Here is a 17458-nt window from a genome sequence, read left to right as displayed (position 1 = left end):
TCAGATCGCCTTCACATCGGTCGCCGGGGACACCTCACGGAAAACCTGCTCCGCGTTGATCCGCGCGTCATCCGATGCGAACCCAGAATCCCGGAATACAGTGCGTAGCGGCTCGCGCTTGGCGATCGAGTAGACAAGCTCTGAGCCGGCGTGCTCGTCGAAGCAAGCAATCAGCGCACCGTCTTCAACGACGAACACTTCATGCCCCTCAATCTGCTCAACACTGATGGGCATAGTCAGTTCAAGGCCCCAGTCGAGCAGCACTTGGAACAGCAGGTCCTCGCTCGAACGGTCAGGCTTCACGCTGTCTTCCAGTTGGTCGAGCGCGAGCTGAACTGTCTCATCAGGAGATCGGAGAACATCGGCCATGTTGGTGGTGTCAACCTTGAGGCTGCGGAAACCGACGTCCAGAACATCACCGGTCAATCCTGCTTGCTGAACTACGGACTGACCTGCGCGGCGAACACGCTCCCGAGCAAGTTCCGCAATGCTTGTGTACCCTACTTTGGCTGCTTCGGACTCAGGCTCGACGGCTTCTCCTAGTTGCACAAGGATGAAGCAGCGCGCAGACTCATCACCCGCGTTAGCGGCGATGACCGCATGAGCCGTCGACCCGCTGCCCGCGAAGAAGTCGAGGACGATGTCCCCGTCTTGGGTTACTTGCTCACAAAGCGTCTTGACGAGGGAGACTGGTTTTGGGAAGTCAAATAGCTTCCCTCCCAGTAAATCTCGAACTTCCCGCGTTGCAGTGTAGTTGTATCCAATCTCATCCGATGTCAACCAAGTCGAGAAGCCTGTGACTGCCGACTTGAGATCGCTCAGAAACTTCTTCTCTCTGGGGCGGCCATCGGGCGATGAAGGCCACAGGATACGCCCTTCTGCGATCAACCGATCCATAGTCTCCTTGCCCTTGCTCCACCCTCTACTTGGACTCGGGGGATAAGCCAGTCCATTCGCAGGGTTTACAAGGTCGTAATGGAGATTCGGGCGTTGATCCGCGCTCGCCAATCCTGTCAGGTTCTCACTTGTCCATGGACCACGCGGATCATTGTCTGGGTTCTTGTATTTCGATTCATCGATTCCGCGTCCGTTGAGCCGAGCGGCATTGCTGCGTCCATAGAGCAGAACGTACTCGTGATCCACCGAGACTCGGCTGTAATTCCTGCTGTCCGGGGTCGGCCGACGACGCCAGGTCAAGGCACCGAGGAACGCCGATGAGCCAAAGACTTCGTCGCCCAGAAGGCGTAGGGCTGCCACCTCGTTGTCGTCGATGCTGATCGCAATAATCCCGTCATCCGAAAGAAGATTGCGCGCGAGCTTTAACCTCGGATACATCATGCTGAGCCAGTCCGAGTGGAACCGCCCGTTTGACTCGGGGTTAGCGTTCAACCGTGCTCCACTGTCGCCCATTTGTCCCGACCTCACCAGATATGCGTCGGCCGTCTCCGCGAAGTCGTCGTTGTAGATGAAGTCGTTGCCGGTGTTGTACGGCGGGTCGATGTAGATCAGCTTGATTTTGCCGAGGTAGGACTCCTGGAGGAGCTTGAGGGCGTCGAGGTTGTCGCCTTCGATGAAGAGGTTCTTGGTGGTGTCAAAGTCCACAGACTCCTCGCGGACGGGGCGGAGGGTCTTGGCGATCGGTGCGTTGGCGGCGAAAGCGGCGGCGCGCTTTCCGGGCCAGTCGATCCGGTAGCGTTCCTGGGGTCCTTCGACGACGTGGTCAGAGAGTTCCTGGCGCAGCAGGTCGAAGTCGATGGCCCTCTTGGTGTTGCCGTCGGCATCTGTCGTCTCGGTGACGACGCTGGGGAAAAGCTCGGCGAGTTTATTGATGTTGGTCTCGGTCAGATCTGGCGACGTCATGCGCAGCTTATCCACGGGTTATTTTTGTCCTGTCCTTAAATCAGCGCAGTCAGTTCTGCTTGTTTGGTCTTCAACGTGCGGCGCAGCTCGATCTTGCGGTTGAGCTGTGGCTCGGTGCGGAGCTTGCGCTCCAGGGCGGCGATCTCGCCCTTGAGCTTGTCCACGGCCCTCAGTCTGGCGGCGACTTCTGACATTTCTTCGCCCGGCCTCATCGCAACCGGGGTCAGGGGTCCCAGGATCGCGGTGTAGAGGGAGGTCAGGGCGATCGCGGTCGGGAGCGGCTGCCGTTCGGCATCGGCGGGCTGCCAGCCGGTCGAGTAGTAGGCGCTGAGCTTCGGGGCATTGCCTCCGAGCTGCTTGTGCGCGGCGACCATCCTGACCTGCCGGCCACTGCCGGTGTCGCGCGTGATCTCGAAGATGATAGGGAACGGGATCGCCTTATCAATCGCGGTCAGTGCGGGCTCGGAGACATCGTTGCCCTTGGCCTCGATCTGGAAGACCTGCACCTCCGGAACTTCCCGGCTGCCGGCGAGGTTGATGGTAGCCTCGGCCAGCTTGTACGCCCAAGTGATGCGCTGGACCTCGGCGACGAATTTCTCCCGCACGGTGGTGGTGACGGTGCCGTGCTCGTAGAATTTCTCCTTCGGCACGCGGCTGCCGAACCTCGCCGCGGCGGGCCATCGGTACAGCACGTCAGACATCGGCTGCCACCCCTTGGGCGGGGTCGACGACGGCGATGAAGGCGATCAGCTCGAAGTCGTCCAGGCCCGCGATCGCCTGGGTGAGCGCGGTGGTGTGCCCACCGGTGAAGAGGCTGTCGATGTCGCGTTCCTCGGTGACGTCGATCATCGAGTGGATCGCATCGGTGAGTAGCTGCGAGTACTCGTTCATTTCGGCACCCTCGCGGGTCGCCGCATTGAAGATGTGCACGACCTCGGCGACGGGCTCGTCATGCGGGCGGCATCCGGCACGGAGGAGGTCAAGCAGGTGCTTGGCTTCGGTGTGGTCGGCGATGACGTTGCCGTCGTCGCCGAGGTAGATGAGGTAGTGCGGGTGGAGTCGGTTGCCGCGGTTGATGTTTTCGTCTGCGTTGACGTTCTGCAGCGCGAAAATCACTCCAGGCTTGAGTCCCTTGTCGGGATCCGCGGGGATGACGGCATGCAGGCCCTTGGGGGTACCGGCGAGGTCGCCGTACTCCTTGATGTAGCCGAGTAGGTCCATCCGGAAGTCGTTCAGGCCCAGGTCCGTGATTGAGACGCCGGTGCGGACGTCTTCGAGTTCGATGACCTCGTCCTGGAGCTTGCGGAGCTGTTCCTTGCGGAACGCGGCGTCGGAGTCTTCGAGGGTAAGGACGTTGTCGTCGGCGGTGCCGGCAAGGTCGGCAATGACCATCCGGTTCTCGACGCGCTCCTTGAGGTTGATGTACTCATCGAGGGAGATGTCAGGCCAGAAGTTGACCAGCTGGATCACCTGGTTGATGGAGCCGATGCGGTCGATGCGGCCGAAGCGCTGGATGATCCGGACCGGGTTCCAGTGAATGTCGAAGTTGACCAAATAATCGCAATCCTGGAGGTTCTGGCCCTCGCTGATCACGTCGGTGCCGATGAGGACGTCGAGCTCGCGGGTCTCCTTCGGCATAGTGAGGTGGCGCTGCTTTGATCGAGGCGAGAACATCGACATGACCTGCTGGAAGTCGAACCCGGTGCCAAGCGTCGTCTTCGCGCCGTGGCTGCCGCCCGTGATGACGGCTGTTTCCAGTCCGGCATCCGCCAAAGCGGGTGCGAGTTCGCGGTAGAGGTAGCCGGCGGTGTCCGCGAAGGCCGAGAACACCAGCACCTTGCGATTGCCCCGGTTCATCGGGTGTGTGGCCTTGTCGGTGATGAGCTGTTTGAGCCTCTGGAGCTTGAGGTCATGGTCCGGAGTGACCTTGTGCATTTCGTCGAGCAGCTCATGCAGCGTCGCGCGGTCGTTTCGCAGGTCGCGCCGCCAGGACTCGACGTCAAGGTCGTCCAGGTCGATTTTGATCTTTTCCCCGAAGGAGAGCGCCTCGATGTTCGCATCGTCCTCGTCGTCTACGTCGAAATCGAAGTTCTCGAGGTCGACCGTACCCGTCGTCGAGCCCTGATGGGCGTCGAGACGGCGGAGCTTCGCATCGACCGCGTCCTGAATCTTGGCCAGTGTCAGGCGGAATGCCTCGACCGAGCTTTCCAGCCGCTTGAGGAGATTCACGGTCATGAGCTTCTTCAGGCCCTGTTCACGGCCCTGCTGTCCGATGTTGGAGCGGGCGTTGCCTGCGGTGACGTTGTAAAGGTCCTCGTATTTGGACAGCCTGCTCGGGAACACGTACGCCAGCGGCGTATACACCGCCAGGGTGAGCAACTGGAGCTGTTCGAAGATGTCGTTGAAGCCCGGCACGTCCGCAAGGTCGGTGAGCGGTTCGCGGATCGACCTCGGCGCCAGGCGTTCGGGGAAGGCGCCGATCTCGGTGGTGTCGTAGAACGCCTGGATGTGCTTGCGTGAGCGGGCGATCGTGACCGCGTCGAGCAGCTCGAAGAAGTCGAAGTCGAGCATCTGGAGGATGCGGTCGGTGGTGCGGTTTTCCGGGTCGAGCTTGGACCACTCGTTGAAGACCCGCTGGGCGTCGCTGAAGACCTTTTCGACCGTGGTGGACAGGTTCAGATGCTGGGCGAGGTTCTGCGACTCTCCCTCGTAGGCGAGCTGGAGCTGGTTCTTCAGGTCGTTGAACCGGTTGTTCACCGGGGTTGCCGAGAGCATCAGTACCTTGGTCTTCACGCCCTCACGGATGACCTGCCGCATGAGCCGTTGGTAGCGGGACTCCTTCTCCTCGGCATAGTCGGCGTTGCGGAAGTTGTGCGACTCGTCGATCACGACGAGGTCGTAGTTGCCCCAGTTGATCCGGTCGAGCCGCAGGCCCATGGACTCGCCCTTGGTGCGGGAGAGGTCGGTGTGGGCGAGCACGTCGTAGTTGAACCGGTCGGATGCGAAGATGTTCGTCGTGAGGTTGGCGTTGTAGTTTGTCCAGTTCTCAGCGAGCTTCTTCGGGCACAGCACCAGCACCGACTTATTGCGCAGCTCGTAGTACTTGATCACCGCCAGCGCGGTGAACGTCTTGCCCAGGCCGACGCTGTCGGCGAGGATGCAGCCGTTGTAGGTTTCCAGCTTGTTGATGATCCCGGTCGCGGCGTCGCGCTGGAAGTTGTACAGACTCTGCCAGACCTTCGTGTCCTGGTAGCCGGTGCGGTCGTTCGGGAGCACGTCCTCGTTGATGTCCTCGAGGAACTCGGCGAACAGGTTGTACAGGATCAGGAAGTAGATGCGCGCAGGGGAGTTCTCTGCGTAGACGCTGGCGATGTGATCATGGACCGCCTGGGTGACATCGTGGAGCTGGTCGGGGTTGTTCCAGATTTGGTCGAACAGGTCGAGCAACTGCCGCGTCTCGGGGACGCCTTCGAACTTGGTGACGACGTTCGAGACCGCAGGCCCGGGCTCGTATCCCAGATCGGAGGTCGTGAAGCCCTGGATCGGGAAGTAGGCCGCGCCGTCATCGACAGCCGCGAGCGGCTGCATCGGATTGCCGGTTGCGTTCGAGCGGAACATGACTTTGCGGCGCACCCAGTCGGCGCACTCTTTCGCGATGGCCCTCTGGGTGAGCCTGTTGCGCAGCCTAATCTCGAACCCAGAACCGTACAGGCTCGACTCGGCGTGCCCGGCCGGGATGAAGAACTCGCGCCGCTCTTTGCGCAGCTTGTCCGTCACCTTCTCGGTCACGAACGAGGGCGAAGTGAAGATGAACTCCAACTCGGAGACTTGCTCCAGCTCTTTACGCAGGGCCTCGAACGCGAAAATCGAGAAGGTCGATGCGGCGATGCGCACCTTGGAACCGGACACGATCTCGGCCCTCAAGTCGTCGCCGAGCAGGTCGGTGACGTTGTTGATGATGCGCATTTAATTTCAGATCGTCCAGAGGAGCTTATGCGGCGGCAGGGTTGGGAATGGCGCTGCAGACAGTCGGTCTGGTAATAACGCGCTCGATCGCAGCATATACGGGCCGGGGCGTTTCGATAGATATCGGCGCTGAGAAACTCTGTTTCGTGCCGTCCGATTTTGGCTGACGCCAGCAGCTTGCCAGAGACAACTCATTCTGGAACCCCCGATCCAAGAGAACTTAGCACTGCAAATGAAACGATTCTAGCTGTTGAAGTACCAGAATCGAGCAAACCCTCCGCTCAGGGCCAGCCCGCTTCTGCTCAACTTAGCTTCGCCAGGTGTAGTCACGGCAGTTATCCAAATGGTGCTCGGTCACCTTAGTTAGGCGCTTGAGGCCGACTGCGTTCAGCAGCTCCCGGTTGAGGTCGTCCTCCGCTACGCCGGCGGCCTCCAGTTTCTCGAACATGGACACGATTTCAGATGGAGGAACGTCAAAAATGGACCGTGGCCCCAGTTGCCTTAGCTCGACCTGGTTGCGGCCTGGAATGTACAACGTTGCTCCGACCAGGCCGGGCACGCCGTCGTCAATCCGAGCGATCTGCCCGGCATTGATGGCCCGGTTGGCGGCGCGGTTGAAGATCCTCTGCAGAGCCTTGCCGACTTTGGAGCCACCCGCCGCTTTCTGGTAGCGCAGATACGCCTGGCGGGCGATCATCGGACCCTCGTGGTCTAGGATCTCCGCCAGCCCCTGCTGAACGTAGCGGATATTGCCATCAGTGACCGGTGGCTTGGGAGAGAACGGCCACTGCCGGTATGGAGCCAGCGTCAGGTGCTGTGTGGACGGTACGGTGTCCCGCCCGAAGGGAGCAGCATCCTCAAGCTCGATGTCACGCTCATCCTCGACGTCTTCTTCAGTCTCTTCAACCTGGTGATCGTTGGAGTTTCCCAGCCATACAGGCGGCGTGGGTGCGGCGATTATCGGGGCAACGGTGTCTGCTGGCCAGACCGCTGCCAGCTCTTCCTCTGTAGAATCCGCAACCGGGCCTGGGGCAGGGACGGTTTCTTCCGCCGTGTTATTGACTTGTGGTGCCTCGTGCCCCGGGAGGTCGGTTACCGTGACTTCACGGACCAACGACCGGCTGACGCCTTCGGCCCACGCATCGCCGGGCTCGATGCCGAGCTTCTCAAGGTGCTCCCACAGCGGGAGCATGGCGGACTGCGGGTCGCGGAAGTACGCCGAGCCGCGGATCCGTTCAAACGTCCACCCTGCCCGCTCCAGAACCTCCTGCCGCGCGCGATCCTGATGCCACACGTCCGGACCATGCCAGCGATCGCCGTCGCACTCGATGGCAAGGCGCCGTTCTGGCCCGGAGACCACAAGGTCCAAACGGTACCGCCCGACAACCTTCTGGGCCTCAATAGATCGGTAGCCGCGGTTGAGCAGATCATTGACCACACGACGCTCGAACTCGGATTCACAGGCTGCGAGCAGACGCTCCTGACTTGGCGCTTCTGCTTGGAAACCCGCGCAGTGGCGGATGAGGGCTGCTCGATAGTCGCCGCTTGGAAGCATGTCCGGGTCAACCGAGGTCACAACCCACATTTGGTTGCGGGCGCGGGAGGCGGCGACGTTGATTTTGCGCAGATCCTTGCCGCTGGTCATGGCTGCAAAGCGGGTGTTGTGGTTCCGGTCCACGGCGACCACGGTGGAGACGATGATGACGTCCCGCTCGTCGCCCTGGAAGTTGGCGGCCTCACCGCAGCGGATCTTGCGCTCCTCGACTACCTCCGGCCCAAGACTGTCATAAAGCAGGTCCCAGATCAGCTTGGCCTGGCTGCTTCCCAGCAGGGTGAGGACGCCGAAGGTCATGCCGTCGTACTGCTCGTTCTGGCACATCTCGGCAATGAGATTGACGACCTGCATGGCTTCGGGTTCGTTGATGTCGCCCTCGCGATAGCCGTCCTTGACCCGCAGGACCCCGAGAGGCACCCAGCCGGGCCGCGGTGCCTGGTCGCGCAGCGGAATGATGTTGCCGTTGTAGGCCTGTGCGTTGGAGAAAGCGATGATTTCCGGCAGGCAGCGGAAGTGCTCGGTCAACATGACGGGAGTCGCAAACTTCTGCGTAGCCAGGTCATAGAGGCTGTTATCCGGATCGAATAGGGTGCGGTACTTATGGACGCCCATGAGGTGGTTGTCCATGATGTCGAAGACCTTTTGCCGGTCCAGCCCGACGTTCTCGGGGCTGGTCTGCTTGTCGTCGCCGACAACAATGGCTTTCTTGGCCAGCGAAAGCAGCGGCAGGGCGTCGAACCCGATCTGCGAGGCTTCGTCGATGATGAGGACGTCAAAAGGCGGCACGGCGGCGGGCCGGAAGCTGGTGAGTGCGCGCGAGGTCGTCATGATCCAGACAGGGACTGCGTCCTTGGAGTCGTCCAGCGCTTCCCGCATTTCGCGGATCCATCGCTGAGCGTACTTGCCGCCGGTCTTGCCGTAGCGGTTCACTGCCTTGAGGTAGCCCTGCAAGGCCTGGTGTTGACGAGGCCCGAGGTTGTCCGCCAGTCGGCGCCAGGCCAGCACCTCGACAAGCTCAGCGACAATTCGCCGGCGCTGTCGGCCCAGTTCGTCTACCCTCGACTGAAGCTCGGCGGGGGAAGCGAGGGCAGTCTTGCCGGTGACCCAGCAGTCCAGTTGCCGCCATTCCCAAGCAGCTGTGATTGAGTCCGGGTCCGGAGCCGACTCCAGATCTTGATCGATCTGGTCTGCCCACTTGGGAGCTGCCGCCTGCAACGCGTCACGGAGTGCCTTCAGCCGCCGGGCCGGTTCCAGCAGCGCGGTAAGGCGGATGACGTCGTCGCGCAGTGCGGTCCAGCGCTCGCGGTCCTGAGCGGAGATTGCGTCTCGCAGCCGGAGCCAGAGCGGGGAAGCATCCGGACGCGCAGCGCCACTCTTGAGTATTGTCTCCAAGGCTGTAAGGGAGGCGCGCGCTTCCTCTGCCCGGAAATGATGAGTGGCGGCGTCGATAGCTTCGACCAGTGGACGGGCACCGGTCGAGGTGGTCAGGTTGTGGGGCCGTAGGCCGATGCTGCTGAGCTGCTCTGAGAGGTTGTTGCCCAGCTGCGGCAGGTTCATCAGTTCTTCGAGTTGCCGAACCTCTTCGGCAGCGTCGTCCTCAGGGCGGGACGAAAACTGGATGCCGCCGGCCAGAGGAGACTGATTGTCGAAGAGTCGGGTGATCTGACTCCTGACTAGCTCCAAAGCGGTCGCGGTGATACACAGCGCGGCTTCATCGGCGCTCTGCGGCGGTCTGCCCCCCACGGTGAAGGCAGCCATCGTCTTTTTGTGCTGGCGGTCGAAGATGCCGAGCTTTCCTGCGGATTGCCATTTCTGTTGTGCCTCGGTTACTTGGGTGAGGAACTCGGGAGAAACGGGTTCGGCAATTTCGACGCTGGAGGACATCAGCGCGCGCCGGTGTCCGATTGCCTGCTCGCGCAACTGGGCTAGAGCGGTGAAGTAGTCGAAGAGCTCTTGGGCGAGGAGTCTATCCTCGAAACGACGAATCAAACCGGAATACGGCGACGACTCGATGGCTTCCAGCTTGGTTGCGTAGTCCACCAGCAGGGAGCGGACGTCACGGATGCGCAGTTGGTCCGAGCGGGCAAAAGTTGCCCAATCGGCAAAGGCGTGACGGACGCTGCCCGCGGTGGCATCTCCTTGGGTGGCTGAGTCAAAGAGCTCACCCAGTTCCGCGACCGAAGGCAGGTCCGAGACGGGCGGCAGCGAATGCAGTGCGAGGACTGCGTCATCGGAGCGTACCGTCTTCAGCAGGCTCACGTACTCGGCGAATTCGGCAGCTGATAGAGGTACCTTGATGGTGAGGTCGAGTGCATCGGGGATGTAACCGAGGCGTTCGGCATTCTCCCGTACCCACGCGGCAGCCGTCTGCGGCGTCGGACTTACACCCGCCAGCCAGCTGCCCGAAGCCTCTTCGACTTCCGACTGCCGCGCCCGGAGCATGTCACCCGTGGTTTCGGCAATTCCACGGTTAGCCGCTGCCAAATCGGACTGAAGACGCTTGATGGTTTCGTCTGCAGCTGACCTGTCCAGCGTGCCTACCCGCGACTGAATCGTCGTGACGGACTTTTCCAGTGACTTGCGACTGTCTTGGTCCGCTCCGAGGACCGAGACAGTCAGGTCCCGGATCCCTGCCGGCACCTTGTCGGCCAGGACCTTCAGCGCCTGTTCCTTCTCCGAGACCACCAGGACGCGCTGCCCGTTGGCCACATAGTGGCTGATGAGGTTGGCGATGGTGTGAGATTTGCCAGTTCCGGGAGGTCCCTGGACCGTCACCCCGGGGTGGGTCTGGGCCAGTTCCAGGATGCGCTTCTGCTCTTCATTGGTGGGGAGGGGCAGGAGCAGCGCCTCAGGCTTCTGTCCGGTCGAAGCTGAATGAGCATGCCCTGCGACATTTGTCTCCGCAGGCTGTGCAACGATGTCCTGGAGCGGAGCGGGAACCGTGCCTCCCGCGAGGTAGATGGAGCGCATTTGTTCCAGAAAACCCTGTGAATCCGGCACTCGTCGACGCATGTATAGAGTCCAGCTTTCGTCGACGACGAGCGAAGGGCCGGGACTGCCCGCCTCGGCAACGACGATGCCATTGTCATCGATGGAGCGTGCGAGCCTTCGGAGCAGAGCAGGCATCTCTTCGGCATTCCACGGGTCGATTTCCAACTCTGTGGCGGTTTGCCGCTGACTGTTTAGGGACTGCCGGTCATGCAGGTCAAGGCTGGCAAGGAAACGCGTCTCCACTTCCGGCTGCCCCGCGGCGACGACGGTAACCCGCTGGGTCTGCTGGTCCAGTGTGACTTCTGCCGGTACCGTGACCAGCGGGTGGTCAATGGTGTACGAGTCCTTGATCCAGCGGGCCCGGCCGAACCCCCAGACGAGTTCGACAGATTCCCGCTCCAGCATTAGCTGTTCCCGCTGCTCGAAGAGCTCACGATGGAGGCTCTTCACTCGCGATGCGAGAGTATGAGTCTGCGACCAGGATTCCCACTCGTCCCGGATCCAAGTTTCAACGGACTCTACAAGGGACGAGTATTCTGCCTCTGATCGCAGACGTTCCGCTTCTTCCTCTTCCGTCAGCGGCAGTTCATCGTCGATCCGTCCCTTCGGGAGGGGAACGGTTGTCACTGGCCGGCGGAGCGGAGAGATGGCTTTGCCGCTGTCGACGTAGGCTTTGAATTCGTCGGGCACTCGTGGAGGTAGAGGCAGGTCGATGAAGTCGATGGCGAGCCACTCGGCCTCTGACGGTTCAAGCTGTACGGCTTCGTGGACCGGAAGTGTCTTTTGGGTGAGCCTGAACATCCCATAATCGCTGATGCTGCGCACCGGCTGGTTGCGCTGCGCGTCATAGTCGGCGAGGAAATCAATCAGCCGCAGTACTTGGGCGAGATCGCCTTGCTGGCTGATTTCAGCGTCCACTGACATGTCGTCCCCCTTCATGAACCCGGCCCGCGGCGCAGATAGGCAAGCCGCCTCTAATTCTAATCGTCGGCCGTCCAATTAAATTTCTTGCCTGTAATGGTCTTATTAGCCGAGCCAGCACTATGAATCTGTCTACTCTGCTCGTGAGGGGCAGCCAGTTTAGGGTGCGCTGCGTTCGTTCCTCGGGTCTGAGTTCGTGCTAACGCAGAGTTGAGCGAGTGCCCTGCTCCGGGCCTCGAAACGCCCACACTGCAGCCAGGAATGAGAATAAGTAGGCGCTACTTTCAGCCGATGCAAACCCAACGAGCGTTGGTCGGTCAAACCCATATATTTGTACTGGGGCACGCCGGAGCCCTAGATGCAACCTTGCAATGTAACTCAATTTGTTTTCTAGGCCGAGGCGAGAACGAGACTGAACCGATTGTAGGTGGACCGTCAGTTAGTCCGGCGGGCGTCAATTCAGATGCACCCTGCGACTCTCCATGCGCGAGTCTTAGCAAGCCGGATAACCGAATCAGAGGTCCTCCAAGAGAGCATCCTCCTTGAGCTTATCTTCAAGAGCGGCAAAGGCTTTACCAGAATATTCGACCCCGACAGTCACGTCAAAATTTTCGCCGAGAATTCCTACCGTTATGAATGACTCCTCGGTATCCCAGCTAGCAAACTTACTGAGATGGCCGCAACTAACCGCCATTCCCCATTCAGAGAAGTCATCTCTATACAAGTCATTCAACCAGTAGGTTCGATCTTCGTTAGGAGCGCCGTACTTCTTGGTCACGGAATCCTTCAGCTCGTCAAACGCAGAAAGATACTTGTTCTGGTTCTGGTACTCCTCGACAAGTCGGTATTTTCCGCGGGCCAACTGTCCACTAACGAAGATATATATCGCGGCACAATCGAACCGTCCAAGCTTGACAGCGAAAGCAAGTACATCGTCTGTTTCCTTGACAGGGTCGTTTCCTTCTATAGCCCTGACTTGGCTCATCGAAGAACCCCAGGGCGACTTACGGAAGCCTTCCGTGGCTGCAGATTGGGCCATTGGGGCCCACGTGCCATCGTCATGGAGTACCACAGTAGTTCCGACGTCTGTGACCGCTCTCATTCTTCCCCCTATTGATGCACTTGCTTTGCCGTTATCCTCAGCAGGCTCTGACGAAACCTTTCAGTTCTAATTATGGTACTGGAAGTCGCCCTATCAAGCGTTGTCCCGATTTGATAAGACCTCGCGGAGGCTGAGCGCTTGATCAATGAGGTGCAATGAAGGCGGCCCCTGGACCGCCGAACCCCGACAGGCGGGCGGTCTTCGTCATAAAGGGTTGCCTTGGCCAGCGATTGTTCAAGTTCAAGTTGTAGTACACGACAAGGCGAGGTTAGGGCCGCATTCGGGACAGGTCGGAAGTCGTGGAGAACTATGGAATGAACATGACCCGAGTGAACTTAGTGCATTTATCCGGTGCTGACCGCGACGCATTAATTGTCCTAGACGCAACACAAGGGGGAGGACAACGGCTCCAGGGGCGGCGGGAGCGCGATTCGACAGCATCGGGAGTAGCAGTTTGGGGGAATGCGGGACATCATGCCCACTTTTGCATCAACCGATTCATTGCCTAGATGCTGGAATACAGTGGGAGATACATTTTCTATTGCAGCGCGACAACGAAAACGTGATCGTCGAAAATGACGCCGTCCATCAGTTGCGTCTTTTCCACAAGGAGGTCTAGTTCGCGATGACTAAAATACCCGCATCTGGGTTGGTGCAGCTACTTGCAGGTCCGGCGCCCGAAGTTGAAGCTGCTGGCCGCCTGATCATAGAAGCAGGTCTGCGCGGCGCTCGATCACCATTCTGGGACGGCGTCGCGTGGACCCAGGAAAATGCGGACGAAATGATCCGGCGGATTTTCGAGAACTACGACGAGGGCCCAGGGTCCTTTGTCGAGAAGCTCGAGAAACAGCTCGGGGGAGCAGAACCTGGAGTAGTCGTGCTGGCGGCCGAGTTCATGGCACTCCACCTGCTGTCATTGTCGAACGTTCGAGGCGGCACCAAACGACATCGTGTCGAGCAGGTTCTGTCCTGGACGGATGCGCCCACGACCATACCGCGCGAGATGGAGGGGGCATTCGATTCACGAGGTGCCTTCAACGGCGGTACTGGATTCAATGTCAGGCAGTGGCAGCATTTTGTCTGGCTGGCCAAGTTCGTGCAGCATGCCTGTAGCCAGTCCGTGGAGGTTCGAGGCAGAGCCATTCAGGAACCGGAGCTCTTCGCGCAATTGACGGAGGGTGTTGATCACGAGCCCAAAGGGATCAAGTACTCAGTCGAATATCTGGCGTGGCCGTCCTACTTCGAGCCGATCACGAGTCGGAATCACAGGTGGCGGATCCGCGAGAGGTACCTGAAGGATATTGGCGGGTTGTCCTCAGGTAATGACGATCCCGCTATCTCGCGGGATTTGGCGGCAATCCGAAAAGCGCATGACGCTGCCGCCGGCACAGCCGTGGACTGGTACTTGGAGCCGTACCTTAGCGAGTGGTCTGGCTCCGGGAAGCGAACCGGCGGGCAAAAGGCCTGGCTTGTGCGGCAGAATCAAAGCGGCACACCTATCTAGGGGTGGTCGTTGACGAGGCAGAGTACGCGGAGGATCCCACTTCGAGATTGAGGTGGGAGGTGGCTTGGCGTCGAGAATCGGTTGAAGCCCGCGATTTGCCGGCGCCCTTGCCGCGTCTGTTGGAAGAACAAGGCGCCATTGTTGATTTCACGGACGGGCTGACGGTCATCAAAGAGTGGCTGCGCGAAACGCCGGACTTGCTCCCGGATGACGCCGGCGAGGTCACGAATGAGAATCTGCCGCAACCCGCCGTCGTACCCCGACTCCGTGTGCCCGACGACGAGCTAGCCGCGTCTCTGCACGTGAAGCGCGAGGACCTGCGGGAGGTTGCGGAACTGCTGCAGACCCGGAACCAGATCGTTTTCTACGGCCCTCCTAGCACCGGCAAGACGTATCTGGCCGGGAAGATTGCCCGCTATCTCGCGGGAAAGGAACATGGGGACCACGTCAAGACCGTGCAGTTCCATCCGTCGTACGCCTATGAGGACTTCTTCGAGGGCTATCGGCCGGCGCAGGGTGAGGACGGGCAGGTCGGCTTCAGCCTGGAACCCGGGCCGCTGCGGAAGATCGCGGCCGAAGGGTCGGCCGAGGGCAACCGGGACAAGCCGTTCTTCCTGATCATCGACGAGATGAACCGCGGAAATCTGGCCAAGGTCTTCGGCGAGCTGTACTTCCTGCTCGAATATCGCGACCAGAGCATCAACCTGCAGTACAGCCCGACCGAAACCTTCGTGCTGCCGCCGAACCTGTTCATCATCGGGACCATGAACACCGCCGATCGGTCCATCGCCATGGTCGATGCCGCCATCCGCCGGCGCTTCGCCTTCGTGGAACTTCATCCGCAGGAAGGCATGATCGAAGGAATGCTGGGGCGGTATCTGCAGGCCCACGATAAGGAGCCGCTGCGCGCCCATCTGTTGGACGCGCTGAACTCAGAGCTTGGGGCCGGCGATCGAGACCTCATGATCGGCCCGTCCTACTTCATGAAGGAGCACGCCGGAAGCGACACCGGCCTGGAGCGGATCTGGCGGTACGAGCTTCTGCCCTTGCTTGAGGAGCATTACTTCGGCCGGATGAGCCGTGCAGAGGTACATGAGCGTTTTGGACTGGCAACAATCCGGAAGAAGGCCGCGAGGAGGCTTGGTGCAGTGGACTACATAGAGGAAGATCAGACGGAGTCCGGGCAGGCAGCGAGGAGACCGTCGGTGCCCAAAGCCAGTGAGGCGCCCCAGCAGCTGATTCTGGACGAGCTCCAACAGGAGCCGGTGTTTGCTGCCTTCGACGCCGAGGCGGCTGCGCTGCTGAACAGTACGAGCCTGGTCTCGGTGCAGCCAGACATGCGTGGCGGCTGGCAGGTGCTGCCGGCTGGGCGCGTCGGGGCAGTGCATGTGGGCCGGAAAACCGGATCCTGCGGGCTGCTATGCGCCGGATGCTCCAGCTGCCACGGCTCTCATCCGTGCTGCGCGGCCGGCTTGCCCACTTAGATGCAAAGCTCGACGGGGTGACACTGCTGCGTGCGGGGGGCTCCCCTTCCCACATGGGATGAGTCCCGAGCGAACGCGCACTACGGGCCCGTACTCCGGCTGGCAGAGATTGTCCTGCGCAACATGTCTGCGGAAGCGGGCTTGGGACGGCAGCGCGTGGCGTCTTTCGTGGTGAACATGGCTACGGTGTTTGAGGACTTTGTGAGCGTTGCGCTCCGCGAGGCGCTGTCAGGAGTTCCCGGCCGAACCGAGGGCCAGTACGAATGCTTGCTGGATGAACCGGACGGAACGCGCCGGCCCCGGGTGAGGATGTTTGCCGACGTCGTACACGTAGTGGACGGGAAGCCGGTGGCCATGTTTGACGCGAAGTACAAGGCGTCCTCGTGGTCCGGTTACCCGAACGCAGACCAGTACCAGATGCTCGCGTATTGCACAGCGCTGGGCGTGCGGTGGGCGTGGCTGGTGTATGCGGATGCCGGGCCCGTCCGGGTGCGGAAGGTGCAGAACGTTAACGTCGAAATAGCGGAGTTTCCGCTGGATCTGTCGCGGGAACCGAAGGAACTGTTGGCCGATTTGGCTAAATTGGCTGGCATGGCCGTGCCCTCACAAGGAAGCGGGTATCCCTACCGTTTGCCGGTCTGATGACGCCAGACGGAATGATTTGCAACCCATTGGCATGACGCCTAGTTCTTTCCCAAGCCCTGATAGAAGGGTCCGCGCTTCTTGGACCGACGGTATGCGTCCGAGCGAAGCGCCCAGTCACTTGATGAAGTGGCGGTCTGCTTTGACCGTATGGTCGTTCGTCCGTTCTCCCACATTCGATGTCACCCTGAGCTGCACAATGCAGCGGTCGTCCGCTGCAACCGGCCAAGTTGGTAGCAGCCGTCGCATATCGCCGATGCAAGCCGTGCCGTCTCAGCCCCCGAGCAACGACGTCGTTTCCCCGCCAGCATCCACTCCGGCCGCAGCGGACAGCGCAGCGAGGCAGATTGGCCAAGCGAGCCGTTCCTGTTCCAACCGCGCGTTCCCGCGCTTGGCTAGCTGCTGGAGCATCATGAGTTCGTCGGACAATAGATGCTGCGTAACGCCCGTATAGGGTTTCGGTTCCGGCACACACAAGTCGGTGAAGGCATCCAGTGTGTCGATGTCCATGAGTGCTGTCCGAACATCAAGGTCCTGTGCTCGCAATCTGTTCAGGATCCCGAATCCGTGACTGTCTAGATCGCCCCAGTAAACCACTCCCATCTCTTGTACCCATGGGATGCGTGCCAGCCGGTCCACTGCGTAGCCGGAGCCGTGGATGACGACCGTGCCGGCCCAATCCGGCATCGCTAGGACGGACTCCAGGTTCTCGAAAACGAAAACCGTGCGTGGCCGGACGTCGAGCTCCACCAGCTCCTCAAGGGGGGCCGACACGTCCCTTAGCCCGCCGGGCGCGAGTTCCGGATCGAGGAAGCGCAGGCGGATGAGTTCGGGTTTGGCAGCCAGGCCCAGGCTGCTTCGTCCGGTGATCGCCTGATGGAGCCGCTCCACCAGGGACCGTCGGCTGCCGACCCACTTCGAGTCCACCCCTTGGATCGGCAGCTGGCGGATGTAGAGTCCGGAATCCGGATTCCCGGCCAGCCACGTCAACACTCCGAAAAGCCGGGTGAAGTCGTCTTCCTCCATAGCCGCCAGTTCGGTCGCGGACCGGACCAGGGCGGACTGGAGAGCGCCGTCCGCCGCGGGAAAGGCTTCCAGCATTCGCGTGCAGCGGCCTGAGATCCGGCGCCAGTGGGATCCCATGCTGCAGAAGTGGGCAACCTCGTCCGGCCCGTCAAGCATCAGGCGGTCGGGTACAGACTGCCGGCCCAGGCTGGCCCACTGCCGCTCGCTCCACACCACGTGTTCTATCCCGGTCCATGATTTCACCCATGCGACTGTCGAGCCCTGGTCTGCGAGGGCCTGCCGTTCGGTCGGAGGATGCAGCGGCATGCCGAGCAGAGGGCTGGTGGTCTCCGATGTGGCCCAGCTGCCGAACAATCGCTCATACTTTCTGCGGACCTGTGCACGGGCCGCTTGGGGAGTCACTGGGG

Annotated in this window: 9 protein-coding genes; 3 read left to right on the top strand and 6 right to left on the bottom strand. The window is 60.8% G+C overall.

Features of this window, described 5'->3' with window-relative positions; genetic code table 11:
- The 5 genes from OC550_RS19280 to OC550_RS19260 form a co-directional block, all read right to left on the bottom strand.
- Positions 1–1875 carry a site-specific DNA-methyltransferase gene (locus OC550_RS19280; RefSeq protein ID WP_262107557.1) on the bottom strand — a complete coding sequence of 625 codons (1875 nt, stop codon included), beginning with the start codon at positions 1873–1875 and terminating at the stop codon, positions 1–3.
- A gap of 20 nt (positions 1876–1895) precedes the next feature.
- Positions 1896–2561 carry a DUF4391 domain-containing protein gene (locus tag OC550_RS19275; protein WP_262107556.1) on the bottom strand — a complete coding sequence of 222 codons (666 nt, stop codon included), beginning with the start codon at positions 2559–2561 and terminating at the stop codon, positions 1896–1898.
- Positions 2554–5826, bottom strand: a complete 3273-nt coding sequence (locus OC550_RS19270; RefSeq protein WP_262107555.1) for a helicase-related protein — start codon at positions 5824–5826, stop codon at positions 2554–2556. Before OC550_RS19270 ends, OC550_RS19275 begins: the two co-directional genes overlap by 8 nt.
- A gap of 307 nt (positions 5827–6133) precedes the next feature.
- Positions 6134–11296: an AAA domain-containing protein gene (locus OC550_RS19265; RefSeq protein ID WP_262107554.1), complete on the bottom strand. Its 5163-nt coding sequence runs from the start codon at positions 11294–11296 to the stop codon at positions 6134–6136.
- 511 nt (positions 11297–11807) lie between these two features.
- Entirely contained in the window at positions 11808–12278 is a 471-nt protein-coding gene (locus OC550_RS19260; protein ID WP_262107553.1) for a hypothetical protein, read from the bottom strand.
- Between the two features lie 742 nt (positions 12279–13020).
- Here OC550_RS19260 and OC550_RS19255 point away from each other — a divergent pair.
- Genes OC550_RS19255 through OC550_RS19245 form a run of 3 tightly spaced genes read left to right on the top strand, consistent with a single transcriptional unit; the run spans position 13021 to position 16025 of the window.
- Positions 13021–13899, top strand: a complete 879-nt coding sequence (locus OC550_RS19255; protein WP_262107552.1) for a hypothetical protein — start codon at positions 13021–13023, stop codon at positions 13897–13899.
- Positions 13821–15383 carry an McrB family protein gene (locus tag OC550_RS19250; protein ID WP_262107551.1) on the top strand — a complete coding sequence of 521 codons (1563 nt, stop codon included), beginning with the start codon at positions 13821–13823 and terminating at the stop codon, positions 15381–15383. The genes OC550_RS19255 and OC550_RS19250 overlap by 79 nt, the downstream gene beginning before the upstream one ends.
- Positions 15384–15413: 30 nt before the next feature.
- Positions 15414–16025, top strand: coding sequence for an McrC family protein (locus OC550_RS19245; RefSeq protein WP_262107550.1), 612 nt, complete (start codon positions 15414–15416; stop codon positions 16023–16025).
- 273 nt (positions 16026–16298) lie between these two features.
- On the opposite strand, the gene OC550_RS19240 is transcribed toward OC550_RS19245, so the two are convergent.
- On the bottom strand, positions 16299–17453 hold the full coding sequence (locus OC550_RS19240; RefSeq protein WP_262107549.1) for a Wadjet anti-phage system protein JetD domain-containing protein: 1155 nt from the start codon (positions 17451–17453) through the stop codon (positions 16299–16301).
- Between the last annotated feature and the right edge of the window lie 5 nt (positions 17454–17458).

Source organism: Arthrobacter sp. Marseille-P9274 (assembly GCF_946892675.1).
Lineage (GTDB): Bacteria > Actinomycetota > Actinomycetes > Actinomycetales > Micrococcaceae > Crystallibacter.
This window is presented reverse-complemented; position numbering and strand designations above follow the sequence as displayed.